A 25,050-nucleotide genomic window follows, 5' to 3' on the forward strand; every position below is an offset into this window, starting at 1 on the left:
CTGGCTCAGCCCGCGTTGTAGGCGGGGTGCATCGCGATCAGCAGCACCGCCGTCCAGTGGCAGAGGAACGCGAGCACGGTCAGCGTGTGGAAGATCTCATGGAACCCGAATCGTCCGGGGAACGGGTTGGGGCGCTTCATGCCGTAGATGACGGCGCCGATCGTGTAGAGCACGCCGCCGACGATGACGAGCACCATCATGGCCGCATCCGCGGCGAACAGGTCGATCATGTACATCACCGCGGCCCAGCCCAGGGCCAGGTAGAGCGGGACGTACAGCCAGCGTGGGGCGTCGATCCAGAACACCCGGAAGCCGATACCGAGCAACGCGCCCGCCCAGACCAGCGAGAGCAGCAGGATGCCCTTGCTCGGGGGCAGGGCGAGCACGGCCAGTGGCGTGTAGGTGCCGGCGATGAGCAGGAAGATGTTCGCGTGGTCGATGCGCTTCAGCAGGACCTTCATGCGCGGCCGCCAGTTGAACCGGTGGTACAGGGCGGAATTGCCGAACAGCAGCATCGACGTGAGCATGAAGACCGCGGATGCCCACTTGGCGGGCGCGCCGTCGGCGAGCGTGATGAGGACGATGCCGGCCGCGATCGCGACCGGGAAGGTGCCCGCGTGGATCCAGCCACGCCACGTCGGCTTGATCTCGGCGATGTTGGCGGGGGAGGCGTCGAGCAGCGGGATGTTGGGCAGCTCGGGACCGCCGTCGCGCGCCTCGCGCTCGTCCGCCTGCACGGCGGCGTCGGATGCGTCGAGCCCGCTGGTGGGTCCCTCGAGGAGCTCTGCGACATCCTCGCCGGAGCGCACGCTGCGGCGCGCACCGGCCCGACGGGCAGGGTCCGTGCTGTTGCGTGACGACATGGCCCAAGCGTACGGGAGCCGGGTGCCGGGATGCTGTGAGCGGGGGCCGAGCGGCCCGCATCCGGCTCGGGGTCGCGCTAACGTAGCACCGTGAGCAGACGCGCGTCGCCGGGGAGCCGGCTGCAGGCCAGCTGGCTGCTCTACGGGCTGTACCAGAAGCGCCTACGCCGCGACCTGAACCGCGACGCCCTGCCCAAGCACGTCGCGATGATCATCGACGGCAACCGGCGCTGGGCGCGTCAGGCGGGGCTCACCACGGCTGCGCACGGGCACCGCGCGGGCGCGGCCAAGATGCGCGAGTTCCTGGAGTGGTGCGACGACCTCGGGATCGAAGTCGTCACCCTCTATCTGCTGTCCTCGGACAACCTGACGAATCGTGACAGCGCGGAGCTCGGCGACCTCATCGAGATCATCGCCCAGCTGGCGGACGACGTCTCCCACTACCGCGACTGGCGGGTGAAGCACGTCGGCCTGACCGCCGCGCTCCCCGCCCGGCTGGTGGAGGCGCTCGCCGATGCGGAGAAGCGGACCGCGAACAACCAGGGCATGCACATCAACCTCGCCGTCGGCTACGGCGGGCGGAAAGAGATCACCGACGCCATGCGGAGCATCGTCGCCGCGCATAAGGCGGAGGGCGGCAGCCTCGACACGCTCGCCGACCTCCTGACGCCGGACCTGATCGGCGAGCACCTCTATACCGGGGGCCAGCCCGATCCGGACCTCGTCATCCGCACGTCGGGGGAGCAGCGGATCAGCGACTTCATGCTGTGGCAGAGCGCGCACAGCGAGTTCTACTTCGTGGAGGCGCTCGGCCCCGACCTGCGCGAGGTGGACTTCCTCCGGGCCGTGCGCGACTACTCCCGTCGCCAGCGTCGCTTCGGCGGCTGACCTCTCCGCCCGCCCGCCCCGAACCCGCCAGCCGCCGAGCACAGGAAAATTGTTCTCGGATCGCCGTTTTCGTCGCAGATTTCCTGTGCTCGACGGCGTCGGCCAGAATCGGAGGGTGAAGACGATCGAGGAATTCTGCCGCGGGTTCGGCGAAGAGCCCGGCTACCTGGATTACGGGCGCGTCGGTCCGCTGTCGACGACCGTGCGGGCGGAGGCCCTCGGCCAGTACGAGATCCTCTCCAAGGCACGGTTCGGCACGATCGACCGGATGGCCGTCGAGGACCAGCGGGTACGGGATGCGGTCAGCGCACTCACCGGGTTCCCGTCCGACCAGGTCGTCTTCCAGCCCAACGCCTCCAGCGGACTGCTGCACGCCGCCTTCGGCCTGACCGGGGGAGACGTCCTGCTCTCGCTGGCCGAGTTCCCCTCGCTGACCTACGCGGCCGAGCGTGCCGCGCAGGCCCTTCGTGTCATCACGCCCGTGTGGCTCGAGACCGACCACGACCGCGTGACGCCCGCGCGCATCCGGGAACAGCTCACGGACAGCACCGCGGCCGTCATGGTGAGCCTGGTGGACTCGCGCACAGGTTACGTCGCCGACATCGACGGCATCCGCCAGGTCATCGGCGACCGGCTGCTGGTCGTCGACGGGATCCAGGGGTTCGGTGTGGTGGACGCGCCCTGGGAGGTGGCGGATGTGGTCGTCTCCGGTGGCCAGAAGTGGATGCGCGCCGGCTGGGGAACCGGATTCCTGGCGCTCAGCGAACGCGCCATCGACCACCTGACGCCGGTCTTCAGCGGCTGGACCGGTTCGGGCGCGGACCAGCCGTGGGACGAAGTGCGGGAGCCGGTGCACGGCGCCGCCGCATTCTCGATCTCGAACCCGGATCGCGTGGCTCAGGCGCGTTTCGCGGCAGCGGCCGAAGACGTCGCCGCGGTCGGAGTGGAGGCCATCGCGGACGCGATCTCGGACAACGTCGAAGAGGTCCTGCAACTGGCCGACGAGTTCGCCGTTCCGGTCACCTCGTCGCGCAGTCCCGGCGAGCGGGCGGGCATGATCGTGCTGGAACCGCTGCCCGAGGAGCTGACCGCCCTGGGCGCCTCGCTCTTCAACCACGGCATCACGGCGACCGTTCGGGCGACGAGTGTCCGGATCAGCGTCCACGCGGGGACCACCGCCGAGACGATCGAGATGCTGCGGGCGGCGTTCACCTCCTACGCCACCGTCGTCTGACCGCAACCTCCACAACTGGGGGCGAATGTTCACCTGAACGAAACACGACACGCGGCCCGAACATCCGGACCCTCCTCCGCCCGGGCGTAGTTTCGAGCCATCGGGCACCGCGCCCGATCGAGACGGCCACATTAAGTTCGTTTCGAAACCAGCGGCCGTCTCGCCAGTGAGATCCGCCGGCTCCCGAGGGAGCGGCGGGGTGGGAGTGGTCGTGGCGGAATCAGCAACCCGACAGGCAGCAACCCGGTCGAGCGACTCGGCAGCAGGAGCGGCGAAGACGATCGAGCGCACGTACGTGCTCGACACGTCCGTCCTCCTCTCCGACCCGAAGGCCATCTTCCGTTTCGCGGAACACGCTGTCGTCATCCCCGTAATCGTCGTCAGCGAGCTGGAAGGCAAGCGGAACGATCCCGAGATCGGGTACTTCGCGCGGCAGGCGCTGCGGAACCTCGACGAGCTGCGCGTCCAGCACGAGCGGCTCGACTTCCCGATCCCCGTCGGCGACGGCGGCTCACTGCGCGTCGAGCTCAACCACTCCAACATGTCCGTGCTCCCCAGCGGGATGCAGCTCGGCGACAACGACTCGCGCATCCTCGCGGTCGCGCTCAACCTGTCGCACGACGGTCTCGACGTGACGGTCGTATCCAAGGACCTGCCGCTGCGCGTCAAGGCGGCCTCGATCGGCCTGACCGCAGAGGAGTACCGGCATGAGCAGGTAGTGGACTCCGGATGGACGGGCATGGCCGACATCAGTCTCGGCAGCGACCAGATGGCGGCGCTCTACGACGACGAGTGGATGCGCTCCGAGCAGGCGCAGGGGCTTCCGGTCAACACCGGGCTCGTCATCCACTCGGACCGCGGCTCGGCCCTCGGGCGGGTGGTCGCGGACGGCGAGGTGAAGCTGGTGCGCGGCGACCGCGATGTCTTCGGGCTGCACGGACGCTCGGCGGAGCAGCGGCTCGCGATCGACCTCCTGCTCGACTCGGAGATCGGCATCCTCTCCCTTGGCGGGCGCGCAGGGACGGGCAAGTCGGCCCTCGCGCTCTGCGCGGGCCTCGAGGCGGTGCTCGAGCGGCGTCAGCACAAGAAGATCATGGTGTTCCGTCCGCTCTACGCGGTCGGGGGACAGGAGCTCGGCTACCTGCCGGGCGACGCGAGCGAGAAGATGAACCCCTGGGGTCAGGCGGTCTTCGACACCCTCGGAGCCCTGGTGTCGCAGAACGTGCTCGACGAGGTGCTGGACCGCGGCATCCTGGAGGTGCTGCCCCTTACGCACATCCGGGGCCGGTCGCTGCACGACGCGTTCGTGATCGTCGACGAGGCGCAGTCGCTGGAGCGGAACGTGCTGCTCACGGTGCTGAGCCGGGTCGGTCAGAACTCGCGGGTGGTGCTCACGCACGATGTGGCGCAGCGGGACAACCTCCGCGTCGGCCGCCACGACGGTGTCGCGAGCGTGATCGAGACCCTGAAGGGTCACCCGCTCTTCGCGCACGTCACCCTCACCCGCTCCGAGCGCTCCGCCATCGCCGCTCTCGTCACCGAGATGCTCGAGGCCAACGAGCTCGCCTGACCCACTGCCTCTCCCGCCCCTCAATCGCTTCCTCAGTTACTCCGCCGACACGCCATGCGAGCGCGGATTAACTGAGGAAGCGTTGGGTGGGGGGCCGGTCAGCCAGGACTCGACTGCCGGGGGGAGCGAGGGGGACGACGCCGAGGTCGGGATGGTCTTGGGCAGCGGATCCCGATACGGCAGCACCCCCCGAAACCTAACCCGCCTCCACCCCGCCTCCCCGTCAACGGTTCCTCGATTAATCCGCCGACACGCCAAGCGCGGACGGAATAAGTGAGGAAGCGTTGGCCGGAGGGGAGGGGTCAGCCGGGGTGGGTCATCGAGAGGACGTCGAGGGCGGTGTCCAGCTGATCGAGGGTGACCTCGCCGCGCTCGACGAAGCCGAGGTCGATGACGGACTCGCGGACGGTGATGCCCTTCGCGACGGCGTTCTTGGCGACCTTCGCGGCCGCCTCGTAGCCGATCACGCGGTTGAGCGGCGTGACGATCGACGGGCTCGACTCGGCGAAGGCGCGTGCGCGGTCGAGGTTCGCCTCGAGGCCGCGGATCGTCTTGTCGGCGAGCACCCGGCTGCCCTGGGTGAGCAGGCGGATGGACTCCAGCAGGGCGGTCCCCATGACCGGGATGGCGACGTTCAGCTCGAACAGGCCCGAGGCGCCGCTCCAGGCGATGGTCGCGTCGTTGCCGATGACCCGGGAGGCGACCATGAGGACGGCCTCGGGGATGACCGGGTTGACCTTGCCCGGCATGATCGACGAGCCGGGCTGCAGGTCCGGGATGTGGAGCTCGCCCAGGCCCGTGTTCGGGCCGGAGCCCATCCAGCGCAGGTCGTTGGAGATCTTCGTCAGCGAGACGGCGATGGTCCGCAGTGCGCCGGAGGCCTCGACGAGCGCGTCGCGGTTGGCCTGCGCCTCGAAGTGGTTGCGCGCCTCCGTGATCGGCAGCTCGGTCTCCTGCGTCAGCAGTTCGATCACGAGCTGCGGGAAGCCGAGCGGCGTGTTGATGCCGGTGCCGACGGCGGTGCCTCCGAGCGGAACCTCGGCGACGCGCGGCAGTGCCGCCCGGATGCGCTCGATCCCGTACCGGATCTGGGCCGCGTATCCGCCGAACTCCTGTCCCAGGGTCACCGGGGTCGCATCCATCAGGTGCGTACGGCCGCTCTTCACGGCCTCCGCCCACAGCTCCGCCTTCTCCTCCAGCGCGACCGACAGGTGGTCGAGCGCCGGGATGAGTTCGTCGGTGAGCGCACCGGTGACGGCGATGTGCACCGAGGTCGGGAAGACGTCGTTGGACGACTGCGACGCATTGACGTGGTCGTTCGGGTGCACCGGACGCCCCAGGCGCTCGGAGGCGAGGGTCGCCAGCACCTCGTTCATGTTCATGTTCGACGAGGTGCCGGAGCCGGTCTGGTAGACATCGATCGGGAACTCCGCGTCGTGGGCTCCGGAGGCCACCTCGTCGGCGGCAGACGCGATCGCGTCGGCGACGTCCTGCTCGAGCACGCCGAGGCGGGCGTTCGCGAGCGCGGCGGACTTCTTGATGCGCGCGAGTGCGGCGATCTGCGCCGGCTCGAGGACCGAGCCCGAGATCGGGAAGTTCTCGACGGCGCGCTGGGTCTGCGCTCCGTACAGGGCGTACTTCGGGACGCGCACCTCGCCCATCGTGTCGTGCTCGATGCGATACTCGGCGTCCGCCTGGGTGTCCACCACGGTGTGTATTTCCTTTCTGTTGGCGGGAGACGGGTCAGTCGCGCAGGCCGACGACGACGTCGGGGACGACCCGGCCCTCCGCGAGCCGGTAGTTGGCGCCCACGATCGCGAGAGTGTTCTCGGCGACCGCGGTGGCGATGATCTCGGACTGGGCGAGCAGCTCGGTGACGGTGTCGCGCAGGTGCTCGCGGCCCACCTCGGAGGCGTCGACCGTCGCCGGGTCGACCGTGCCGTCGCCCGCCACGCGGCGGACCGCGGGAAGGATCGGGGCGATCAGCTGGGCGATGTGCGGCGGCAACGGGTCGGCGTCCTCGGCCTGGGAGCCGATGGCCGCGGCGACCGCGCCACAGCTGTCATGACCCAGCACCAGGATGAGCGGCACCTTCAGCACGGCGACCGCGTACTCCAGCGAGCCGATCTCGGAGGCGGAGACGACCTGTCCGGCGTTCCGCACCACGAAGGCGTCGCCCAGGCCCATGTCGAAGATGATCTCGGCCGAGAGCCGGGAGTCGGCGCAGCCGAAGATCGCGGCGACGGGCTCCTGGCCGCCGGCAACGGACTGGCGGCGCTCCACATCCTGATGCGGATGTTGCGGTTCGCCGGCGATGAAGCGGGCATTGCCGTCGAGCATCGCGGACCAGACCTTGCCTGGGCGTGTGGTGGGCACTACTTGTCTCCTCCGAGTGAGTGGATCTGATCGGCGAGCGACGACGCCACCGTGCGGAACTCGGCGTCTTCGGCCGTGCCGAACACGACGATGGTGCTGTGGCCGGATTTCGTCACGAGCGCATAGTCGACGTTGCCGTTGTCGGAACCGGACGCGCGATTGTCATACACATCCCAGGTCACACCGTCGATCACGCGCGTGTCCTTGATGCGGGATTTGGCCACCTGGTCGGACACCCAGCTGTCGTTGCCGCCGAACCCCTGCGTGATGCCGATGAACTGCTGCTTCGGCGTGATCAGGCCGATGTACCAGGCGTCCACCCCGTCCGGGGTCTTCGTACGGAGTTCGGCGTTGTTGGATTTCCAGCCGCCGGGCAGCTTCGGCACAAGGAAGGCATCCGGCTCGCTGCCCTGCGCCTGCTGCGCGATCGAGGCGTAGTCAACCGCCGGCTGCGTCGCCGTCGGATTGCCGCGAGGGACCACCAGCACGATCACGGCGACGAGCGCCAGAGTCGCGATGAGCGAGTAGACGAGGTTGTTGATGGTCTGGCGGTTGCGGTGGTTCGCCGAGTTCTGGGCCTTGCGGGCCGCGGTCTCCTGTGCGGTCTCGGGGCGGCCGAGCTCCGCGACGACCGCGGGAGGTTTGTTGCGGGGGCTCATTCGCCTTCGGACGCTCCCGAGGTCGAGGTCGAGGTCGCGGTCGAGGACGCGGTTCCGGGCGTGCCGGCGCGGGCGGCATCGAGCCGCGCCTTCGCGCCGATCAGCCACTCCTCGCAGTGGCGCGCCAGGGCCTCCCCGCGCTCCCACAGGGCGATGGAGTCTTCGAGGGTGGTGGAGCCCTGTTCGAGTTCCGCGACGACGCGGATCAGCTCGTCGCGCGCCTCTTCGTAGCTGAGGGCGCTGAGCGGGTCCCCGGCCGGGGTCGTCGAGGTGGTGGGCATGACGTCCATTCTATTTGGCCCGCTGTGCGCCCGCTGGCCGTCCGGTGGCGGCTGTCGATGGATCGGTGTGCCCGGCGGGTGAGGACACTTGCGCCCCGGCGGTGGCGGCGAGCGATCCGCCGGAGACGGTCAGGCGCAGCCCGGTGCCTTCCGGCGCCTCGGCCGGGTCGGTCACGACGTGGCCCGCGGCGGTCTGCACGATCGCGTAGCCGCGATCGAGCGTCCCCTGGGGTGACAGGGCGCGCAACTGCCCGCGCAGCTCGGCCACGCGCGTGATCTCGCGTTCGACGCAGCGGTCGACCAGCTCGGTCCCGCGGGCGACGTAGCGCGTCAGCTCCTGCGCGCGCGCATCCACGATCCACGAGGGCGACGCCAGGACGGGCCGGGTGCGGAGGTGCCCGATGCGGTCGATCTCGTGCGCGACCAGCTGGGTGACGCGCATGCCGATGCGGGCGCGCGCCTGCTTAACCCGGGCGAGCTCCTCCGCGACATCCGGAACGACGCGTTTCGCCGCATCGGTCGGGGTGGATGCGCGCAGGTCGGCGACCTCGTCGAGCAGCGGGCGGTCGGCCTCGTGCCCGATGGCGCTGACGATCGGCGTCACCGCGTCGGCGGCGGCGCGCACCAGCCGCTCGTCGCTGAAGCCGAGCAGGTTCTGGAAGTCGCCGCCGCCGCGCGCGACGATGATGACCTGGACCTCGGGGTCGGCGTCCAGGGTCCGGATGGCGGACACGACCTCGGTCACCGTCCGCTCGCCCTGCACCGCCGCGTGCACCACCCGGAAGCGCACCTGCGGCCAGCGCAGCTGCGCGTTGCGCAGCACATCCTTCTCGGCGTCGGAGTCTTTGCCCGTGACGAGGCCGATCGTGTGCGGCAGGAAGGGCAGCCGCTTCTTGCGCTCGAGCGCGAACAGGCCCTCGGCAGTGAGCTGCTGGCGCAGGCGTTCCAGGCGCTCCAGCAGGTCGCCGAGACCGACGTGCTTCATGTCGTAGACCTGCATGGTCAGGGTGCCGCCCTTGACCCAGAAGTTCGGCTTGATCGCGGCGACCACGCGGTCGCCCTGCTTCAGGTCGGCCGGGATGCGCGCCTTGACGGACGACCAGATCGTGAAGCTGATCGTTGCATCCTCATCGAGGTCTTTGAGCTTTCCGTAGACGTTTCCGCCGGAGACGCCCCACTGGGTGATCTCGCCCTCGACCCAGGCGGTGCCGAGCCGTTCGATCCATCCCTTGATCTTGCTGTTCAGCAGCGCGACGGGCCAGGGCGCGTCGACGGTCGGCGGCGCCGCCTGCATGGCGACTGTCGTCGTCTGGCTCACCGCGCCCTCCCATTCCGTGTTCAGCGTGCTCACGTAGGATCAAAGGGTGAGCGACGCAACCATCAGCCTCCCGATGCCACGGATTCCCGGCGCCAGGCGACGGCTTCAGGATAACCCGGTCGTCGGACACAAGAAGGTCCTGCTGGCCGCGCCCCGCGGCTACTGCGCCGGTGTCGACCGCGCCGTGGTCGCCGTCGAGAAGGCCCTCGACCTCTACGGCGCGCCGGTCTACGTGCGCAAGCAGATCGTCCACAACGTCCACGTCGTCTCCGAGCTGGAGCGTCAGGGGGCCATCTTCGTGGACGAGGTGGACGAGGTCCCGACGGGCTCGCACGTCGTCTTCTCGGCGCACGGTGTCTCGCCGGCTGTGGTGAATGCCGCGGCCGACCGCGGGCTCCGCGCCATCGACGCTACCTGCCCGCTGGTCACCAAGGTGCACCGCGAGGCCGTGCGGTTCGCGCGCGACGACTTCGAGATCCTGCTCATCGGCCACGAAGGCCATGAAGAGGTCGAGGGCACCGCGGGCGAGGCGCCCGACCACGTGACCCTCGTGAACGGTCCGGACGACGTCGACTCGATCGTGGTCCGCGACCCGGACAAGGTCGTCTGGCTCTCGCAGACGACGCTGTCCGTCGACGAGACCATGGAGACCGTGCGCCGCCTGCGCGAGCGCTTCCCGAACCTGCAGGACCCGCCCAGCGACGACATCTGCTACGCGACCCAGAACCGCCAGGTCGCGATCAAGAAGGTCGCCGAGCAGGCAGAACTGGTCATCGTCGTCGGCTCGGCCAACTCCTCCAACTCGGTGCGTCTCGTCGAGGTTGCGCTGGAGTACGGCGCGAAGGCGGCCTACCGCGTCGACTACGCATCCGAGATCAAGCAGGAGTGGCTCGACGGCGTCTCCTCGGTCGGCGTGACCAGCGGTGCATCCGTGCCCGAGGTCCTGGTGCAGGAGGTGCTGGACGATCTTGCCGGCGCCGGCTACCTCGACGTTCAGCAGGTCAAGACGGCGGAAGAGGACCTGATGTTCTCGCTGCCGAAGGAGCTCCGCAAGGACATCAGCGGCAAGCAGGACGCGCGGGCGCTGGGCGGCCGCGGGCGCTGAGCTCGCACCCTGACGCGTCCCTCGCTACGGGGTCTGCGTAGGTGCCGTCGTTCCGCTGTAGAAGCCGAGCAGCACCGGGTCGGTCGCGAGCACCGCTCCGGCGAAGATGAGCAGCGCGACCATCGCGACGATGCCCGCGACCAGGGGCACCCAGAACGCCAGCCGTCGCTTGACGAGCAGCAGCGCGGCGATGGCTGCCGAGACGACCCAGATCAGGGCAAGGACGATGGAGCCGACCAGCACCAGGGTTCCGACGAGCGGTGCGGGCGTGTAGTCACCGAGACCGTTCGTGCTGTGCAGCAACTGCATCGACGCAGGGATCGCCTGCAGTGTTGCGATCGAGTACGACATCCCGAAGAAGCCGAACACCGCGAGCAGGATGGTCAGCGTCAGGTTCCACGTCGGAGCGGACTGGCCGGCCCCGGACTGCGGTCCTGGCGTACCCGGCGCACCCGCCTGGGGCGCCCGGATTCCGCTCACGGGGGCTCCGGTCGGAGGCGCATCCGCTTCGCCCTCGCGCTCCAGCGGGCGGGAGGTGTCCAGGCGGTCGGCGTCGGCCGGGGGATGCCACACCCAGCCGGGCGGAGCCAGCTCCCCGAACTGCGGGCGCGGCCGGTTGTCCGGCTGCGGTTCCTGCTCGGCCATTCCGGCCGCCTCCTCGCTGATCCTGATGATGAGGTTGCGGGCGGCGGTGCGTCTGGCGCAGCGCCGCCCGTCCGCGGCTACTTGCCGGAGTGGCCGGCCGAACCGAGCTGCTGGGTCGCCTCGACAACGCGAGCCGCCATGCCCGACTCGGCGACCTTGCCCCAGGCGCGCGGGTCGTACAGCTTCTTGTTTCCCACGTCGCCGTCGACCTTCAGGACGCCGTCGTAGTTCGTGAACATGTAGCCGGCGATGCTGCGCGTGAAGGCGTACTGCGTGTCGGTGTCGATGTTCATCTTGACGACACCGTTGCGCACGGCCTCGGCGATCTCCTCGTCGGTCGAGCCGGAGCCGCCGTGGAAGACCAGGTCGAGCGGCTTGGGGCCCGTGCCGTACTTGGCGGCGAGGCCGTCCTGGATCTCCTTGAGGAGCTCCGGACGCAGCTTGACGTTGCCCGGCTTGTAGACGCCGTGGACGTTGCCGAACGTCAGCGCGGCCATGTAGCGGCCGTTCTCGCCCAGGCCCAGGGCCTCGACGGCCTTCTCGACGTCCGCGAGCGTGGTGTACAGCGCCTCGTTGGACCCTTCGTGCTGGACGCCGTCCTCCTCGCCGCCGACGACGCCGATCTCGACCTCGAGGATGGCGTTGATCGCCTTCGTGCGCTTGAGCATGTCCTGCGCGATCTCGAGGTTCTCGGCGAGCGGCACCGCGGAACCGTCCCACATGTGGGACTGGAAGATCGGGTTGCGGCCGGCCCTGACCTCCTCCTCGGAGGCGGCGATGAGCGGGAGGACGAAGCCGTCGAGGGCGTCCTTCGGGCAGTGGTCGGTGTGCAGCGCGACCGTGATGGGGTAGTTCTTCGCGACCTCGGTGGCGAATTTGGCGAACGCGAGGGCGCCGGTTGCGCGGGCCTTCACGGTCTGACCCGCGAAGTAGTCGGCACCGCCGGTGGTGACCTGGATGATGCCGTCGCTTCCCGCCTCGGTGAGCCCCTGCAGTACGGCGTTGATCGTCTGCGACGACGACACGTTGAACGCCGGGTAGGCGAACCCGCCCGCCTTCGCTTTATCGAGCATCTCGGCGTACTGGTCCGGCGTGGCGATGGGCATTGCAGCTCCTAGGGAAGGGGATGTCGAACGCCCTCATCATACCGACGCGCCCGCAGGGCCACTGCGACGGGAGCGGGCGTCGGTGAACGTCCGTGCAGAACCGCTGAAGCCCCCTGTTGACGGGCAGGGCGGCGGATACACTGGCAGCGTCCGGCAGCGAGGCCTCGCGCCGGCGTCGACGACGACAATCCGAATCCGTCCGGGAGGACCCATCATGACCATCAGCGACAGCGCGTCCCATTTCACCCATCCGGACCGGAACCTCGCCATGGAGCTGGTGCGGGCGACCGAAGCGGCGGCCATCCGGGCGACCCCGTGGATCGGTCGCGGCGACAAGAACGCGGCTGACGGCGCGGCGGTGGATGCGATGCGCAAGTTCCTCGGAACGGTCAACTTCGACGGCGTGATCGTGATCGGCGAGGGCGAGAAGGACAACGCGCCCATGCTGTTCAACGGCGAGCACGTCGGCAACGGCCGGGGACCCTCGGTCGACATCGCGGTGGACCCGATCGACGGGACGTCGCTGACCGCGGCGGGTCGCCAGAACGCCGTCTCCCTGATCGCTGTGTCGGACCGCGGCACGATGCTGGACGCGTCCAGCGTCTTCTACATGTCGAAGATCGTCACAGGGGCCGCGGGCCGGGGCGTGGTGGACCTCTCGCAGTCGGTCGGCGACAACATCCGTGAGCTGGCGAAGGCGAAGGGCAAGCCGGTGGGGGAGATCCGTGTGGCCGTCCTGGACCGTCCGCGGCACGCCGAGCTGATCGAGGAGATCCGTGCGGCCGGCGCCGGGACGCGCCTGATGCTGGACGGCGACGTCGCCGGCGGGATCAACGCGGCCCGGTACGAGTCGAGCATCGACATGTGCATCGGCGTCGGCGGAAGCCCGGAGGGCGTGACGACGGCCTGCGCGATCAAGGCTCTCGGGGGCTTCATGCAGGCCCGCCTGGCGCCGAAGGACGACGCGGAGCGGGCGCAGGGGATCGCCGCGGGCCTCGACATGGACAAGGTGCACGACGCAGACGACCTGGTGAAGGGCGACAACACGTTCTTCGTCGCGACGGGCGTCACCGACGGCCAGCTGGTGGCGGGCGTCCAGCGCAAGGGGCCGATCATCCGCACGGAATCGATCGTGCTGCGGTCGAAGTCCGGGACCGCCCGGCGCGTGATCGCCGACCACCTGGCCGAGAAGTGGCTGGAGCCCGACCAGCTCTGAGCGGCGGCTTCGTGCTCGCAGGCGCTAGGCCGTGCGGGCGGCGGGGCCGCTCTCGGCGGCGCGCTCCTGCTCCTCGATCGCGAGCTTGTCGATGCCGTGCATGTCGCGCGGCTCGAGCTCGCTGACGAGTTCGAAGGCCGTCAGTTCGCGCGGCGCCTCTTCGATTCCGCCGAGGGCGCCGATCACCTTCGACTCGTCGATCGCGTTGAGCTTGCGCGCGGCGGGGAACACCTGGCGTTCGAATGAGCCGACGAAGCCGTTGTAGTCCTTGACCGTCCGCTCCAGCGACCGGCCCAGCTTCTCGATGTGGCTCGCCGTCGTCGATAGGCGGCTGTAGAGCGTGCGGCTCAGGTCGAACAGCTGCTTCGCCTCCTGGGTGAGCACATCCTGCTGCCAGCTGAACGCGACCGTCTTGAGCACCGACCACAGAGTCACCGGCGATGCGAGCGCCACGCGCTTGCCGAAGGCGTACTCCATGATCGAGGGGTCCGCTTCGAGCGCCGACGACACCAGCGACTCGCTCGGGATGAATGCGATGACGAGCTCGGGGGAGGACTCGAGCCCCGTCCAGTACGCCTTGCTGCCGAGGGCCGTGATGTGGTCGCGCACCGCCTTGACGTGCTGTTTCATCAGCGCCTCGCGCTGCGCGCCCTCCGCTCCCGTCGCGGTGGCCGGGATCTGGCTTGCTTCGAGGTACGCGTTGAACGGCACCTTCGCGTCGAGGGCGATGTTCTTGCCGCCCGGAAGCCGCACGATCATGTCCGGCCGTCCGGCGCCCGACTCCGAGTGGATGCTCGACTGCACATCGAAGTCGACGCGCTCCAGCAGACCCGCGGCCTCGACCACGCTACGGAGCTGCGTCTCGCCCCAGACACCGCGCGTGCTGTTCGAGCGCAGGGCCGACGCGAGCGCTTCGGCGGTGCTCCGCAGACGCTCCTCGGACTCGACCGCCGTCTGCAACTGCTGCGTCAGCTGCCCGTGCTGCTGACTGCGCTGCGACTCCAGCTCGACGACCTTGCGCTGCATCTCGCTCAGGCTCTCGCGGACCGGGGCGAGCGCCTGCAGGACCTTGCTCTCGGCGCGTTCCCGCTCCGTGCGGGCCTCCGCGTCGGCCCGGTGGCGTTCGACCGTCTCGCGGTACTGCTCCTGAGCGGCGCGCAACTGCTCCTGCATCGCATCCACCCGGCTGTGCGCAGCCGCGAGGTCTGCCCGGATCTCGGCCTGCACCGCTGCCTCCGCGGCGCGGATCTCGGCCTGGACGGCGGCCTCCGCCGCCCGGATGTCTGCGATCTCGGCCTGGTGCTGCGCCGTGACCAGGGCCGGATCGACCAGAGTATCGGCCGGCTGACTCGCGGCGGCCCGGTCGCGCACCAGTTTGGCGACGGCGAAACCGGCCGCTACGGCGCCGACGATGAGGCCGATCAGGAGGCCGAGGAGCAGGGCGATGAGGTCCATGTCCTCAGTGTGTCAGCGGCCGCCGACACTGGAGGTCGCGGGGGCCGCGAGTCGTGAGTGGATGCGCGAATCCCGCCCGTATTGCGACAACATGTCACCACTCGCCGAGGAGCGAGGAGCGACGAGCGAGGAGCGAGGAGCGCGGGGGCGCCGCTCAGGCGGCGACCGGTACGCCGATCCGCCCGAGGCGGGCGCCCGTCAGCGCGGCGAGATCCGCGATCGTGGCCGCGTCGTGGCGCTGTGCCGCGTTGATCACGATCGCGGCGCACGCCTCGGCGTCCGCGAGGGCGTCGTGGTGCTGGAAGCCCGCGAATCCGGCCGCCATCGCGGCGACCGGCAGCCGGTACGACTCGAGCGTGTACGTCCGGCGGGCCACCTGCAGGCTGCACAGGTAGCTGTACTCGGGGCAGGCGACCAGGGTCGCGGCGCACGCGGTGCGGATCACGCTCATGTCGAAGCCGGCGTTGTGCGCGACCAGGTGGTCGTTCTCGGCGAACTCGACGAGGTCTGAGAGCTGGTCGACCCACCCCGCCGCATCCGCGACCTGGTGCGGCTGGATGCCGTGGATGCGCACGTTCCACTCCTGGAACTGGTCGTGCCCCAGCGGCGGCCGGATGAACCATCCCGCCCGGTCGACGACCTTCCCGTCGCGGACTTTGACCAGCCCGACCGAGCAGGCCGACGCGGCGGAGGAGTTGGCGGTCTCGAAGTCGATGGCGGTGAAGTCCAGGGTCACGTTCGTCATGCTGACATGCGCCACCGACGTGTCGGCGCAACCGCCCCGCGCGCCGCCGCATCCACTCGGCCTACGGTCTCCGCGCGTACCATCGCGGGCATGCGATCCCGTCACGAGCGCGACCTCCACGCGGCCTCCTTCGATCACGCGGCCGAGGTGTACGACGCATCCCGGCCCTCCTACCCGGCGGAGGCCGTCACCTGGCTCACCGACGGCATCCAGGGGCCGGTGCTCGACCTGGGCGCCGGCACGGGCAAGCTCGCGGCGTCCCTGGTGGAGCGCGGGATGGAGGTGACCGCCGTCGATCCGTCACCCGAGATGCTGCGGGTGCTGCGCGAACGACTGCCCCAGGTCACTGCGGTCGAAGGAAGGGCCGAGCGCATCCCATCGCCCGACGACTCCTTCGGGCTCGTTCTCGCTGCACAGGCGTGGCACTGGGTGGATCCGGCGCTCGCCGTGCCCGAAGTCGCCCGGGTGCTCCGGCCCGGCGGCCGGCTCGGGCTGGTCTGGAACGAGCGGGACGAGAGCGTCGGCTGGGTGCGCGAGCTGGGGGAGCTCATGGATGCGGGCGCCGCCTCCTTCGACGACGAGGCGGACCCCGTTCTGCCGCCGCCGTTCGGACCGCTGGAGAGGCACGAGACGCGGTGGGTGCAGTCGCTCACCCCGGATGGCCTGCTCGACCTGGCGCGCTCGCGCAGCTACTTCATCACCAAGGATCCGGACGGCCAGGCCGCCGTGATCCAGTCCCTCCGCCGGCTCCTGCGCGAGCATCCCGACCTCGCCGGACGCGACCTCGTCGAGCTGCCCTACGTCACCCGCTCCTACCGGGCCGCCGTGGAGAGCTGAGCCGGGATGCGGTGCCCGGCCCGCGCTGTCGGACCGGCCCCGTAGAATGGACGACCGTGGCTCTCACTATCGCAATCGTCGGGCTGCCCAATGTGGGCAAGTCCACCCTCTTCAACGCGCTGACCAAGAACGACGTGCTGGCGGCGAACTACCCGTTCGCGACCATCGAGCCGAACGTCGGCGTGGTGAACCTGCCCGACCCGCGCCTCGACAAGCTCGCGGAGCTGTTCCACAGCGAGCGCATCGTCCCCGCTCCCGTGTCGTTCGTCGACATCGCGGGCATCGTGAAGGGCGCCAGCGAGGGCGAGGGCCTCGGCAACAAGTTCCTGGCGAACATCCGCGAGGCCGATGCCATCGCCCAGGTCGTCCGCGGCTTCAGCGACTCCGACGTCGTGCACGTCGACGGCAAGACCGACCCGGCCGGCGACATGGAGACCATCAACACCGAGCTCATCCTCGCCGACCTGCAGACCCTCGAGAAGGCGGAGCAGCGCTACGAGAAGGAGGTCAAGGGCCGCCGGCTGGAGCCGATCGTCCTCGAGACCGCGCGCGCCGCCATCGAGTACCTCAACTCGGGCAAGCCGCTCTCCAGCTCCTCCATCGACCTGGAGCCCGTCCGCGAGCTGGGCCTCCTCACCGCCAAGCCGTTCATTTATGTCTTCAACGTGGATGAGGACGTCCTGACCGACGAGTCCCGCCGTGCCGAGTTGGCCGCCCTGGTCGCTCCGGCGCAGGCCGTGTTCCTCGACGCCAAGCTGGAGTCGGAACTGATCGACCTCGACCCGGAGGACGCCGCCGAGCTGCTGGCCTCCACCGGCCAGGAGGAGTCGGGCCTCGACCAGCTGGCACGCATCGGCTTCGACACCCTCGGCCTCCAGACCTACCTGACCGCCGGCCCCAAGGAATCGCGCGCCTGGACCGTCCCGAAGGGCGCCAAAGCCCCGCAGGCCGCCGGCGTCATCCACACCGACTTCGAGAAGGGCTTCATCAAGGCCGAGGTCATCTCGTTCGACGACCTCATGGACGCCGGAACCGTCGCCGAGGCCCGCTCCCGCGGCAAGGCCCGCATGGAGGGCAAGGACTATGTCATGCAGGACGGGGACGTGGTCGAGTTCAGATTTAATGTCTGAAGCGCCGGGCTCGGAATGTAGAAAGTCCTGCCCACTCGCCTTCCCACGTTATGTCGAGCGCCAAAGGGATGCGTGATCGGGCGCCCTCCTGCCTAGCGAGATAGCCTAAGAAGGCGTGACGGTTTTGACTGGAAGAAACGCACAGGGGGAAGTCTTGGGTTATCCGCGTCCTGAACGGATGAAGGACAAAGACACGCAGTTCAACATCATGGCTCTGGTCGGCAACGGATTCGACATTCAAGTGTTGAACGAGTACGAGCAGAGAACTACCACCCGATACGCGGACTTTTACCACTTCATGAAGATGAAGAACCTTAGCGCCGACAATCTGGTCCTTCGCGAGATGGAAGCATCCCTCGGCAGCGGACTGGCGAATTGGAGCGATGTCGAAGGGTGCCTCGCTCAGCTAGCCGCGAGGCGTGTTCCGATCGAGGACATACGAACGTCTCTCGTCGACGTGCGAGCCTGTTTCTCGGAATTTCTGAATACCGTTGTTAGCAGCTCCCTACTGGCGCAGCTGAGCCAAGACGCGGAGAAGAATAGCTGGAGTCTCGACACCCTTTCCCGTTTCCTTTGGGACTTGGACGACGTGGCCCAGTTGCGCAAGGTGCCTTTCGGCTTGCTCAAGTCGAACTACGACACCTACAACTATTACTTCGTCAACTTCAACTACACGTCTCTGCTCGATAACTACCTCTTCATGGACTCGACGCAATTCGACCCGCTGCCATACAAGACTGTCGACACGAACTTCATGTTCCATTCCGATCCGCGCGGGTTCGATCGGTCCGGCTGGAACTTTGCGTCTTCGAGCTATGTCGAGGCCCAGGTAGTCCATCCCCACGGCTATCAAGACATTCCTCGGTCCCTGCTCTTCGGCGTTGACCTGGACGGCGATCCGCGCGACAAGAACGCCAAGCTCGCGAAGCCGTACTGGGCTCGCGCGGATAGTCGATATGCCCATCTCTTCTCTGACACTCACGTCTTCGTTGTTTTCGGCAGCTCGCTCGGGGCGACCGACTCGTGGTGGTGGCAGCGGATTGCCCGGTCGTTGAAAGACGATCAAGAGCGAGCGCTGATCTTGTACTGGTGGAATCCATCTGACGTCTTCCTGGAGACGACTGAGGCGGTCGCAGACCGCTTCCTTGGCGCAGCGAATGTCACACCACGCGATCGCGACAAGATCCGGGATCAGATCGTCGTCGTCAGCTACAACGAATCCACGAAACGCGTTTGGCTCAACACAACGCGGTAGACGAATGTAACGTACGCGCTACCAGATGTTGCTCTCTGACGTAACGTCGTCGAGTTCAGATTTAACGTGTAGCTGACCTGGGATTTTGCTTGACATCCCCGGCGTCGGCCACCGTATTGCGGGTGGTGGCGACCCCGAATCGGATCGCAGCTTCGCGAGCGGCAGCAGGGACCATCCGCTGTAGGAGCGGGAACCAGCTCTCGAGATCCGGGGCGTCGGCATATCGGAGCCAAACGTCCGCCTTCTCCGCATATGGTTCAGCGTGTTTATCAGCGTGAGCTAAATACTGGGATCGCAAGGACAGGGGAAGTTGCGTGAGCGCAGCTGTGGGAGCTGGAGGCAGCCGACCGATAACCGCGTTCTGGTTAGCTCGTATCTCCTCACGCTCCTCGTGCGAGAGCAAGCGAGGCAGTCGTTCCCTCAATCGACCTGTACCGCGAACCCCTGCGTCGGTTAGCTCGAACTCGACAGTCAACGAGGTCCCGTACCAGCCGAACGGGTCACCGGATCGCGATAGCTGGACCCACACGAGGAGGAACTGTTCTCCAACGGGCTTGGACCACCCTGCTATCGATCCAGGACGGATCCGACGGAAGCCTTCCTTCTCCAGGGCAGGACTCAAAAGCGCGACTAGATCACGGTGAACCTGTTTCCCGGGGATCGCTGACATACCGTAACCATATGAAAGGCCGGGGCGTCCCTCGAACAATGGCGCGCCTGGCCCTGAAACGTCGACGGCGGACCTGAGTCCCTCGTGGCGCCCCGAGACAGCTGTCACGATGCGGAAGTCAATACCTATCCGTGACGTAACGTGGTGGAGTTCCGCTTCAACGTATGAGTATGAATCAAGCGCAACCCGTCTGATTTCGGATTCCCCGATCAACGGATCGAGGGCGGGCGGAATCTGAGCCGAGCTGGTAATCCAGGCATCTGCCGCTGGACGGAAAATCATGTTCTGGAGTTCCGCTCCGGGCGAGGAGGATGGAGCCCCGTAGTCGGCGGGTTAGAAATGCTCCGGCGGATACAGTCGGACCCGGACCCCGGCGACGGGGTGCCCGGGGTAGTGGTCGGGCGAGACGTCGGCAGGTCGCGTGATCGCCGGTCCGACCTCCACGTCGACCTCGACATTCTCGAAACTGGCATAGTCGAGCAGCGCGGGACGCTCACCCTCGAACAGAACGAGCACGACCCCGCTGTCGTCTCTGACCGACATCCAGAGCAGATCCGCCCTCGAACCGCTGCCCCCCATGCGACCGGTGATGGTGTGGGATGAGAGCCCGTCAGCTGTGGCGGCGATCACCTCCGCGATCGGTGTAGCGCCCTCACCGGTGGGTATGTGCACCTCCTTGTCGATGCCGACACCCGCCAGCCACGAAGACGGCCAGTTCATCGTCGGGAAGAAGCTGCGGTGCGTGAAGTTGTCTCGGGGCTCGGGGTCCCTGCTTCGTTGGACTGCTAGAAAATCCTGATCGCTCGTGGGCTCGAACGCGTAGTACCCGGTGTCGAACGTCACCACCGAGATGACCCCGTTCTCGAATGCCGTGGCGAGCACGTCGAACATCGCAGTCACGCTCGTGTACTCGAGTGACGGACCGAAGTCCTTTCCTTTGAGCCAAAGCCCAGGATCCGAAACACCATTCGGGTGCACCGCCTCGACGAAAAAGCGGGCGCCGCTGATGTCCCTGAAGAGCGGAAGCCATGACGACGGCTCCGCGAGGAGTCCTGTCAAGAATTCTCGCTCGGCGATGAGTTCGTCGATCGAGAGGAACTCTCGCCCGGCAAACGCGGGAATGTTCACACCGTCGTGCCACTCGTACAGCGTTCGCACCTCGTCCGGGATGCCGTACGGCGCAATAACAGTCTCCAGCCGGGCGAAGGCCGCTTCGTCGGCGGCAGGCGCAAGCGCGGCTGCCGACTCCGGCGATACCCGTAGCAGGGCCGCCTCGAAACGCTCGAGCTCGTCGCGTAAGCCCACTCGTCCTCCTTCGACGTGCTGAACCTAGCGGCGGACGCGGTCGCGCGTCCTTCCCCACTACGGGGTAGACCCGAACGCGAAATCGCGATCATCCCGACGTAAACCCTGCGGACGGGGACGTGGTGGAGTTCCGCTTTAATGTGTAGTTTCAGCCGCTCGTAGACCGCGCACGCCCTCGCCGCTCACCAGCCCAGTGATCCCGGCGCGCCCTTGAAGGGCCCGACGACGGCACTCGTGATCCAGCCACCGTAGAAGCCTCCGGGCTGGGGCGCGACGACCTCGCCGTCGACCGTGCACTCGTCCATCTGCTGCGCGTAGACGGCGACGCGGTCTCGGAGCAGCTCGTACCCGGGCGACGGATGGGGGTAGTTCCAGGCGGACGCGGACCGGACCTCGCCTCCGCCGCGCACGTCGAGATATCGTGCGGTGCCCTTGAACTCGCAGAACGATGAACCGTCGGCGTCGGCCAGCGCGCCGGCCGCGAAGTCCGCCATCGGGATGTAGTAGACCGGCGGATGGCTGGTTTCGAGCACACGGACGACGTCTCGCGTGTCAACGATGAGCTGGCCGCCCAGACGGATCGTGACCGGCGTGGTCACGCGCTCGATGCGCGGCGGCCTCGGGTAGTCCCAGACAGACTCCTGTCCCGGTCGTGGGATCTCGGGGCGCGGTCGGGGCACCTGTTCACTCTACGACCGCGGTGCTTGACTGGAGTATGGCTCCCTCACCGATGTTCCCGCTCGGGTCAGTGCTGTTCCCCTTCGTGCCCATCCCGCTGCGGGTGTTCGAGCCGCGGTATCTCACGATGGTCGGGCGACTGCTCGACGAGGACGAACCGGAGTTCGGCGTCGTCCTCATCGAGCGCGGATCGGAGGCCGGGGGTGGCGACCAGCGCGCCTCGGTCGGGACGATGGCGCGCCTGGTGAGCGCCGCCGCGCGGCCCGACGACCTGCTCATCGTCGGCGTCGGGACCCAGAGGTTCACGGTCGAGCGCTGGGTCGACGAGGACCCGTATCCCCGGGCCGAGCTCTCGATGCTGCCGGAGCTGGAGTGGTCGGAGGCGCTCGCACCTCTGCAGGCCGAGGCCGAAGCGGTTGTCCGTCGCGTGATCGCCCGCGTCGAGGAGCAGTACTCGGATGCCGACATCGAGCTGTCGGACGATCCCGTCGCAGCCGCGTGGCAACTGGCCGCGATCGCCCCGCTGGGCGAGTACGACCGGTACACCCTGTTGAGGTCGACATCGATCGGCGGTCTCCTGCGGCAGCTGATCGATCTGACCCTCGAGGCCGAGGAGCTCTGGGCCGCCGAATGATTCGTGCCGAATGTACTGAATAGCGGCGCGATAGCGCACATTCGGCACGAATGATGGAGTCCGCGAATTACGGATCCAAACTGTTAACTTCGCGGGGGACGCCGGGTTCGTGTGCTGCTACGTTCTGCTCATGGGGAATCACGTGCGCGACGAATACCGGGTGCGGCATACAGTTTCGACGGCCGCCAGATTGGCACTTCTGCCGGTGCTCGTCGTCGTCCTTGCGGGCTGCACGAGCACCGCGAATGCGTCCAATGTGTCTGCGTCAACTCCGCGGTCGAGTTCGACAGCATCCACCCCCGCTAGCGCGGGGCCAGGCACCTCGGCAACGCCGAACGCAGCCGCGGGGCACGTCGCTCCGACGTCCGTCCCGCAGTCGCCGATCACTCCGCCGGATACAGCCGCTCCACATCCGACATGCGTGCCGACGCACATCGACTCGGGAGCGCCGGCCACCGCCGGCTGGGTATCGACCCCCACCGGCTGGTCGGTCGGTTGGACCCCCGCTGATGCACCGTACCTCGACGGATACTTCTCGACGACGACGATGTATCCCCTTCCGGGTATCGCGACGATGACGGTGAGCGACAACGGCGTGACGAAGACCATCACTCCGACGATCGGTGTGTGGAAATCCGGGAGCGGGCGGACGGATATCTGGGAGATCTCGCCGTCAGGCGGCACGCTTTCGGTCACGAAGGCCCAGCTCGATGCGGCCGTACGGTCCGCACTGCCCTCGGTGACGTCGTACCACGTCAGCGCTCTGTCGGTCGAAGTTCGTGACATCCACCCGACGGGCTGCGGCGGAACCGCGATATCGTCACTGACTGTCGGCGGCTCCATCACGGCTCCCTAGATCGTCATCGGCAGGACTGATCGCGGAAGCCCCCGCCGTTCTACTCTGGGGTCGGGGGCGCTGCCGCTCCCGAGAGGAGACGCGCATGTCCGAACTCCAGGGAAACCCGCCATCCACGCCGCCGGAGGGACCCACGAGCGCCGGCGTCGTGCTCACGCCGCCTGACGCCGTCCCGGAGGTCCAGGAGGACCAGGCGATCGGCATGGTCGCGGTTCCGCCGGACAAACGCGCCGAACTGCAGGGCAAGGCGCAATCCTTCGTGGATGAGCTGGCCGCGCTTGAGCCGGGTAGCCCGGAGTTCACCCGCAAGATCACCGACATCACGCGCCTCGGCGAGCGGGAGATCCGCTCGTCGGCGGAGACGGCCAACCGCATGCTCGAGCGGCCGTCGCCCTCCCTCGCCGCCGCCCGGGGGCGCAATGCCGGGCCGGATGCGCAGACGCAGGTCGCGCGTGCGCTGCAGGACCTCCGGACGACGATCACCGACCTCGACCCGGCCCGGGCGGACCTGAGTGCGCCCAAGCGTGCGCTGATCCGCATCCCGGGCGGCCGCAAGCTGTCGCGCTACTTCGAGCGGTACCAGTCGGCGCAGAAGCAGCTCGACGCCATCATCACCTCGCTCATGTCCGGTCAGGATGAGCTCCTCAGAGACAATGCCGCGATCGAGCACGAGCGTGCGACGCTGTGGACGACGATGGGAACGCTCGCCGAGTACAACGCCCTCGCCACCGCGCTCGACGGCGCCACCACTGCCCGGATCGCGGAGCTTCGAGCGTCCGACCCGGCACGCGCCGACGCGATGACCGCGGACGCCCTGTTCCCCATCCGTCAGCGGCGGCAGGACCTGACCCGGCAGATCGCCGTATCGGTGCAGGGTTACCTCGCGCTGGACGCGATCCGCAGGAACAACGCGGAGCTCATCACGGCCGTCGAGCGCGCACGCACGACGACCATCTCGGCGCTCCGCACCGCCGTCGTCGTCGCCGCCGCGCTCGAGAACCAGCGCTTGGTGCTCGATCAGATCAGCGCTCTCAACGACACCACCGACTCCATGATCGGCAGCACGAGCGAACTCCTGAAACAGCAGACCGCGCGGGTCCACGAGCAGGCGTCGTCGTCGGGCGTGAGCGTCGACACCCTGCAGCGCGCTTTCGACAATGTGTTCTCGACGATGGACGCGATCGACACGTACCGTGCCACCGCGGTGGAGGCGATGGCTGTCACCGTGGATGCGCTCGAGCATCAGGTGGCCCGGTCGCGCAGTTACCTGGACCGGTCGCACTCGGGCACGAGCACCGGCTCGGGAACGGGAACGGGAACGGGAACGGGCGCGGGCTGAGCGCCGTCAGGTATCACGGCAGGTCGAGTTCGAGTCGCGAACCGGCGAAGCGGGCGGCCAGGAAGCGGCCGTTGATCAGCAGGGCGGACGCGTCCTGCTCCACCGCCGCATCCCGCATCGACCGCGCCGCCGATTCGAGCGCCTCGAGCTGCGCGATCAGTGCCTGAGCCGGGGTGAGTCCGCCGGCCAGCACATGCTCTGCGGCCCATTCGGCGGGAAGCGCGAGATAGGCCCGCAACGTGTCGGGAAGGTAGACGGTCGCCGCCACCCGCACGATCACCTCCGGCTCGCCCGACCCGGTCACCCGGGGAAGGGTCTCGGCGAGCAGCTCGCCGATCCGGCCGATGGCGGCAACGGCGTCGTCCGGCACGCGGCGCCCGACGCGCGCGGCGAGAGTCAGCAGATCGCGTACGAGGTGGTCGTTGTCGACGTGGATGTCGGACCCCGGCGGCAGGATGCCCAGCGTCTGCAGGGCGCGGGCCGAAGCCGCTGCGTCTTCGGCGGCGTGCACCGCCAGGGCGGCGACGAGCTGGGCGAACGCCGTCAGCCAGTGACCGAGGGCGATCGTCCGGTTCGAGAGCGAGACCGTCCCGTAGTGCTGCTCGACTTCGGCGGTCCAGCGAGGTCCCGGCTCGTACCGCAAAGACAGGGACTCGGCGTGGCCGGAGAGCCGAATCCGGGTGATCGCGCCGGGTCGGTGGGCCAGCCGGTCGGAGAGCGACCGCGTGCGTTCGACGACGAGGGCGCGGGCGGCGACATCGGCCGGGAGCGATCGCGTCACGCTGTCGACGAGCTCGCGCAGGAGCGACTGCGGGTCGGAGCCCGATCCCGCCCTGCTCAGCCCGTCCAGCTCCATACTCGTACTCCTGCACGCCGGTCCCGGCG

The 25,050-nt window shown here is 68.2% G+C and carries 24 protein-coding genes; 10 read left to right on the forward strand and 14 right to left on the reverse strand.

All coding sequences use genetic code 11. The annotated features are described in order from the left end of the window. Nucleotides 1–5: 5 nt before the first annotated feature. A complete protein-coding gene (locus P3F85_RS04630; protein WP_374010081.1) occupies nucleotides 6–863 on the reverse strand; it encodes a hemolysin III family protein in 858 nt (285 codons plus the stop codon). A 90-nt stretch (nucleotides 864–953) separates the two neighbouring features. Between P3F85_RS04630 and P3F85_RS04635 the strand changes: the two genes are divergently transcribed. From P3F85_RS04635 to P3F85_RS04645, 3 genes are all read left to right on the forward strand, one after another. Then, nucleotides 954–1,751, forward strand: a complete 798-nt coding sequence (locus tag P3F85_RS04635) for an isoprenyl transferase (protein WP_374010082.1) — start codon at nucleotides 954–956, stop codon at nucleotides 1,749–1,751. A gap of 115 nt (nucleotides 1,752–1,866) precedes the next feature. Further along, complete coding sequence (locus P3F85_RS04640; protein WP_374010083.1) at nucleotides 1,867–2,985, forward strand: aminotransferase class V-fold PLP-dependent enzyme; 1,119 nt, start codon at nucleotides 1,867–1,869, stop codon at nucleotides 2,983–2,985. A gap of 280 nt (nucleotides 2,986–3,265) precedes the next feature. Beyond that, nucleotides 3,266–4,555 (forward strand): PhoH family protein, encoded by a 1,290-nt coding sequence (locus P3F85_RS04645; protein ID WP_374010991.1) that lies wholly within the window; start codon nucleotides 3,266–3,268, stop codon nucleotides 4,553–4,555. A 302-nt stretch (nucleotides 4,556–4,857) separates the two neighbouring features. Here the strand turns inward: P3F85_RS04645 and P3F85_RS04650 are convergent, their stop codons facing one another. From P3F85_RS04650 to xseA, 5 genes are all read right to left on the reverse strand, one after another. Beyond that, complete coding sequence (locus P3F85_RS04650; protein ID WP_374010992.1) at nucleotides 4,858–6,216, reverse strand: class II fumarate hydratase; 1,359 nt, start codon at nucleotides 6,214–6,216, stop codon at nucleotides 4,858–4,860. A gap of 82 nt (nucleotides 6,217–6,298) precedes the next feature. Then, nucleotides 6,299–6,895 carry a carbonic anhydrase gene (locus P3F85_RS04655; protein WP_374010993.1) on the reverse strand — a complete coding sequence of 199 codons (597 nt, stop codon included), beginning with the start codon at nucleotides 6,893–6,895 and terminating at the stop codon, nucleotides 6,299–6,301. 35 nt (nucleotides 6,896–6,930) lie between these two features. After that, nucleotides 6,931–7,590 (reverse strand): DUF4245 domain-containing protein, encoded by a 660-nt coding sequence (locus tag P3F85_RS04660; RefSeq protein WP_374010084.1) that lies wholly within the window; start codon nucleotides 7,588–7,590, stop codon nucleotides 6,931–6,933. Beyond that, nucleotides 7,587–7,880 carry an exodeoxyribonuclease VII small subunit gene (locus tag P3F85_RS04665; protein ID WP_374010085.1) on the reverse strand — a complete coding sequence of 98 codons (294 nt, stop codon included), beginning with the start codon at nucleotides 7,878–7,880 and terminating at the stop codon, nucleotides 7,587–7,589. The genes P3F85_RS04660 and P3F85_RS04665 overlap by 4 nt, the downstream gene beginning before the upstream one ends. Before the next feature lies 1 nt (nucleotide 7,881). After that, entirely contained in the window at nucleotides 7,882–9,189 is a 1,308-nt protein-coding gene (xseA, locus tag P3F85_RS04670) for an exodeoxyribonuclease VII large subunit (protein WP_374010994.1), read from the reverse strand. Between the two features lie 73 nt (nucleotides 9,190–9,262). On the opposite strand from xseA, the gene P3F85_RS04675 reads away from it, so the two are divergent. Beyond that, complete coding sequence (locus tag P3F85_RS04675; protein WP_374010995.1) at nucleotides 9,263–10,294, forward strand: 4-hydroxy-3-methylbut-2-enyl diphosphate reductase; 1,032 nt, start codon at nucleotides 9,263–9,265, stop codon at nucleotides 10,292–10,294. A gap of 24 nt (nucleotides 10,295–10,318) precedes the next feature. On the opposite strand, the gene P3F85_RS04680 is transcribed toward P3F85_RS04675, so the two are convergent. Continuing rightward, nucleotides 10,319–10,939, reverse strand: coding sequence for a DUF6264 family protein (locus tag P3F85_RS04680; RefSeq protein ID WP_374010086.1), 621 nt, complete (start codon nucleotides 10,937–10,939; stop codon nucleotides 10,319–10,321). 77 nt (nucleotides 10,940–11,016) lie between these two features. Then, entirely contained in the window at nucleotides 11,017–12,045 is a 1,029-nt protein-coding gene (gene fbaA / locus P3F85_RS04685; protein ID WP_374010087.1) for a class II fructose-bisphosphate aldolase, read from the reverse strand. Nucleotides 12,046–12,259: 214 nt separating this feature from the next. Here fbaA and glpX point away from each other — a divergent pair, with 214 nt between their 5' ends. Next, on the forward strand, nucleotides 12,260–13,261 hold the full coding sequence (gene glpX / locus P3F85_RS04690) for a class II fructose-bisphosphatase (protein ID WP_374010088.1): 1,002 nt from the start codon (nucleotides 12,260–12,262) through the stop codon (nucleotides 13,259–13,261). 24 nt (nucleotides 13,262–13,285) lie between these two features. Here glpX and rmuC read toward each other — a convergent pair whose 3' ends face one another. Together rmuC and P3F85_RS04700 are read right to left on the reverse strand one after the other, a co-directional pair. Next, nucleotides 13,286–14,716, reverse strand: a complete 1,431-nt coding sequence (gene rmuC / locus P3F85_RS04695; RefSeq protein ID WP_374010089.1) for a DNA recombination protein RmuC — start codon at nucleotides 14,714–14,716, stop codon at nucleotides 13,286–13,288. 154 nt (nucleotides 14,717–14,870) lie between these two features. Beyond that, on the reverse strand, nucleotides 14,871–15,452 hold the full coding sequence (locus P3F85_RS04700; protein ID WP_374010996.1) for an exonuclease domain-containing protein: 582 nt from the start codon (nucleotides 15,450–15,452) through the stop codon (nucleotides 14,871–14,873). 99 nt (nucleotides 15,453–15,551) lie between these two features. Here P3F85_RS04700 and P3F85_RS04705 point away from each other — a divergent pair, with 99 nt between their 5' ends. The 3 genes from P3F85_RS04705 to P3F85_RS04715 all read left to right on the forward strand — a co-directional run bounded on the left by P3F85_RS04705 (nucleotide 15,552) and on the right by P3F85_RS04715 (nucleotide 18,683). Continuing rightward, a complete protein-coding gene (locus P3F85_RS04705; protein ID WP_374010090.1) occupies nucleotides 15,552–16,298 on the forward strand; it encodes a class I SAM-dependent methyltransferase in 747 nt (248 codons plus the stop codon). 56 nt (nucleotides 16,299–16,354) lie between these two features. Continuing rightward, on the forward strand, nucleotides 16,355–17,428 hold the full coding sequence (gene ychF / locus P3F85_RS04710) for a redox-regulated ATPase YchF (protein ID WP_374010091.1): 1,074 nt from the start codon (nucleotides 16,355–16,357) through the stop codon (nucleotides 17,426–17,428). Nucleotides 17,429–17,543: 115 nt separating this feature from the next. Continuing rightward, entirely contained in the window at nucleotides 17,544–18,683 is a 1,140-nt protein-coding gene (locus tag P3F85_RS04715; RefSeq protein ID WP_374010092.1) for an AbiH family protein, read from the forward strand. A 1,003-nt stretch (nucleotides 18,684–19,686) separates the two neighbouring features. Here P3F85_RS04715 and P3F85_RS04720 read toward each other — a convergent pair. Continuing rightward, on the reverse strand, nucleotides 19,687–20,658 hold the full coding sequence (locus tag P3F85_RS04720; protein WP_374010093.1) for a hypothetical protein: 972 nt from the start codon (nucleotides 20,656–20,658) through the stop codon (nucleotides 19,687–19,689). 182 nt (nucleotides 20,659–20,840) lie between these two features. After that, nucleotides 20,841–21,338, reverse strand: a complete 498-nt coding sequence (locus P3F85_RS04725) for a DUF427 domain-containing protein (RefSeq protein WP_374010094.1) — start codon at nucleotides 21,336–21,338, stop codon at nucleotides 20,841–20,843. 35 nt (nucleotides 21,339–21,373) lie between these two features. Here P3F85_RS04725 and P3F85_RS04730 point away from each other — a divergent pair, with 35 nt between their 5' ends. Beyond that, nucleotides 21,374–21,970, forward strand: coding sequence for an LON peptidase substrate-binding domain-containing protein (locus P3F85_RS04730; RefSeq protein WP_374010095.1), 597 nt, complete (start codon nucleotides 21,374–21,376; stop codon nucleotides 21,968–21,970). Between the two features lie 138 nt (nucleotides 21,971–22,108). Here P3F85_RS04730 and P3F85_RS04735 read toward each other — a convergent pair whose 3' ends face one another. Continuing rightward, nucleotides 22,109–22,813, reverse strand: a complete 705-nt coding sequence (locus P3F85_RS04735; RefSeq protein WP_374010096.1) for a hypothetical protein — start codon at nucleotides 22,811–22,813, stop codon at nucleotides 22,109–22,111. Nucleotides 22,814–22,911: 98 nt separating this feature from the next. Between P3F85_RS04735 and P3F85_RS04740 the strand changes: the two genes are divergently transcribed. Next, nucleotides 22,912–24,165: a toxic anion resistance protein gene (locus P3F85_RS04740; protein ID WP_374010097.1), complete on the forward strand. Its 1,254-nt coding sequence runs from the start codon at nucleotides 22,912–22,914 to the stop codon at nucleotides 24,163–24,165. Nucleotides 24,166–24,178: 13 nt separating this feature from the next. Here P3F85_RS04740 and P3F85_RS04745 read toward each other — a convergent pair whose 3' ends face one another. Beyond that, complete coding sequence (locus P3F85_RS04745) at nucleotides 24,179–25,021, reverse strand: hypothetical protein (protein ID WP_374010098.1); 843 nt, start codon at nucleotides 25,019–25,021, stop codon at nucleotides 24,179–24,181. Between the last annotated feature and the right edge of the window lie 29 nt (nucleotides 25,022–25,050).

This window comes from Leifsonia sp. T36S-04 (assembly GCF_042465655.1).
Lineage (GTDB): Bacteria > Actinomycetota > Actinomycetes > Actinomycetales > Microbacteriaceae > Leifsonia.

Bases quoted from the DNA above. Each gene is read 5' to 3' on its own strand.
- P3F85_RS04630 (WP_374010081.1), bottom strand. From the start codon at position 863: ATGTCGTCACGCAACAGCACGGACCCTGCCCGTCGGGCCGGTGCGCGC.
- glpX (WP_374010088.1), top strand. From the start codon at position 12,260: ATGACCATCAGCGACAGCGCGTCCCATTTCACCCATCCGGACCGGAAC.
- P3F85_RS04680 (WP_374010086.1), bottom strand. From the start codon at position 10,939: ATGGCCGAGCAGGAACCGCAGCCGGACAACCGGCCGCGCCCGCAGTTC.
- P3F85_RS04735 (WP_374010096.1), bottom strand. From the start codon at position 22,813: ATGGAGCCGCCGACAGTCAGTGACGATATCGCGGTTCCGCCGCAGCCC.
- P3F85_RS04655 (WP_374010993.1), bottom strand. From the start codon at position 6,895: ATGCTCGACGGCAATGCCCGCTTCATCGCCGGCGAACCGCAACATCCG.
- rmuC (WP_374010089.1), bottom strand. From the start codon at position 14,716: ATGGACCTCATCGCCCTGCTCCTCGGCCTCCTGATCGGCCTCATCGTC.
- P3F85_RS04675 (WP_374010995.1), top strand. From the start codon at position 9,263: ATGCCACGGATTCCCGGCGCCAGGCGACGGCTTCAGGATAACCCGGTC.
- P3F85_RS04660 (WP_374010084.1), bottom strand. From the start codon at position 7,590: ATGAGCCCCCGCAACAAACCTCCCGCGGTCGTCGCGGAGCTCGGCCGC.
- P3F85_RS04730 (WP_374010095.1), top strand. From the start codon at position 21,374: ATGGCTCCCTCACCGATGTTCCCGCTCGGGTCAGTGCTGTTCCCCTTC.
- P3F85_RS04745 (WP_374010098.1), bottom strand. From the start codon at position 25,021: ATGGAGCTGGACGGGCTGAGCAGGGCGGGATCGGGCTCCGACCCGCAG.
- P3F85_RS04705 (WP_374010090.1), top strand. From the start codon at position 15,552: ATGCGATCCCGTCACGAGCGCGACCTCCACGCGGCCTCCTTCGATCAC.
- P3F85_RS04665 (WP_374010085.1), bottom strand. From the start codon at position 7,880: ATGGACGTCATGCCCACCACCTCGACGACCCCGGCCGGGGACCCGCTC.
- fbaA (WP_374010087.1), bottom strand. From the start codon at position 12,045: ATGCCCATCGCCACGCCGGACCAGTACGCCGAGATGCTCGATAAAGCG.
- P3F85_RS04650 (WP_374010992.1), bottom strand. From the start codon at position 6,216: ATGGGCGAGGTGCGCGTCCCGAAGTACGCCCTGTACGGAGCGCAGACC.
- P3F85_RS04740 (WP_374010097.1), top strand. From the start codon at position 22,912: ATGTCCGAACTCCAGGGAAACCCGCCATCCACGCCGCCGGAGGGACCC.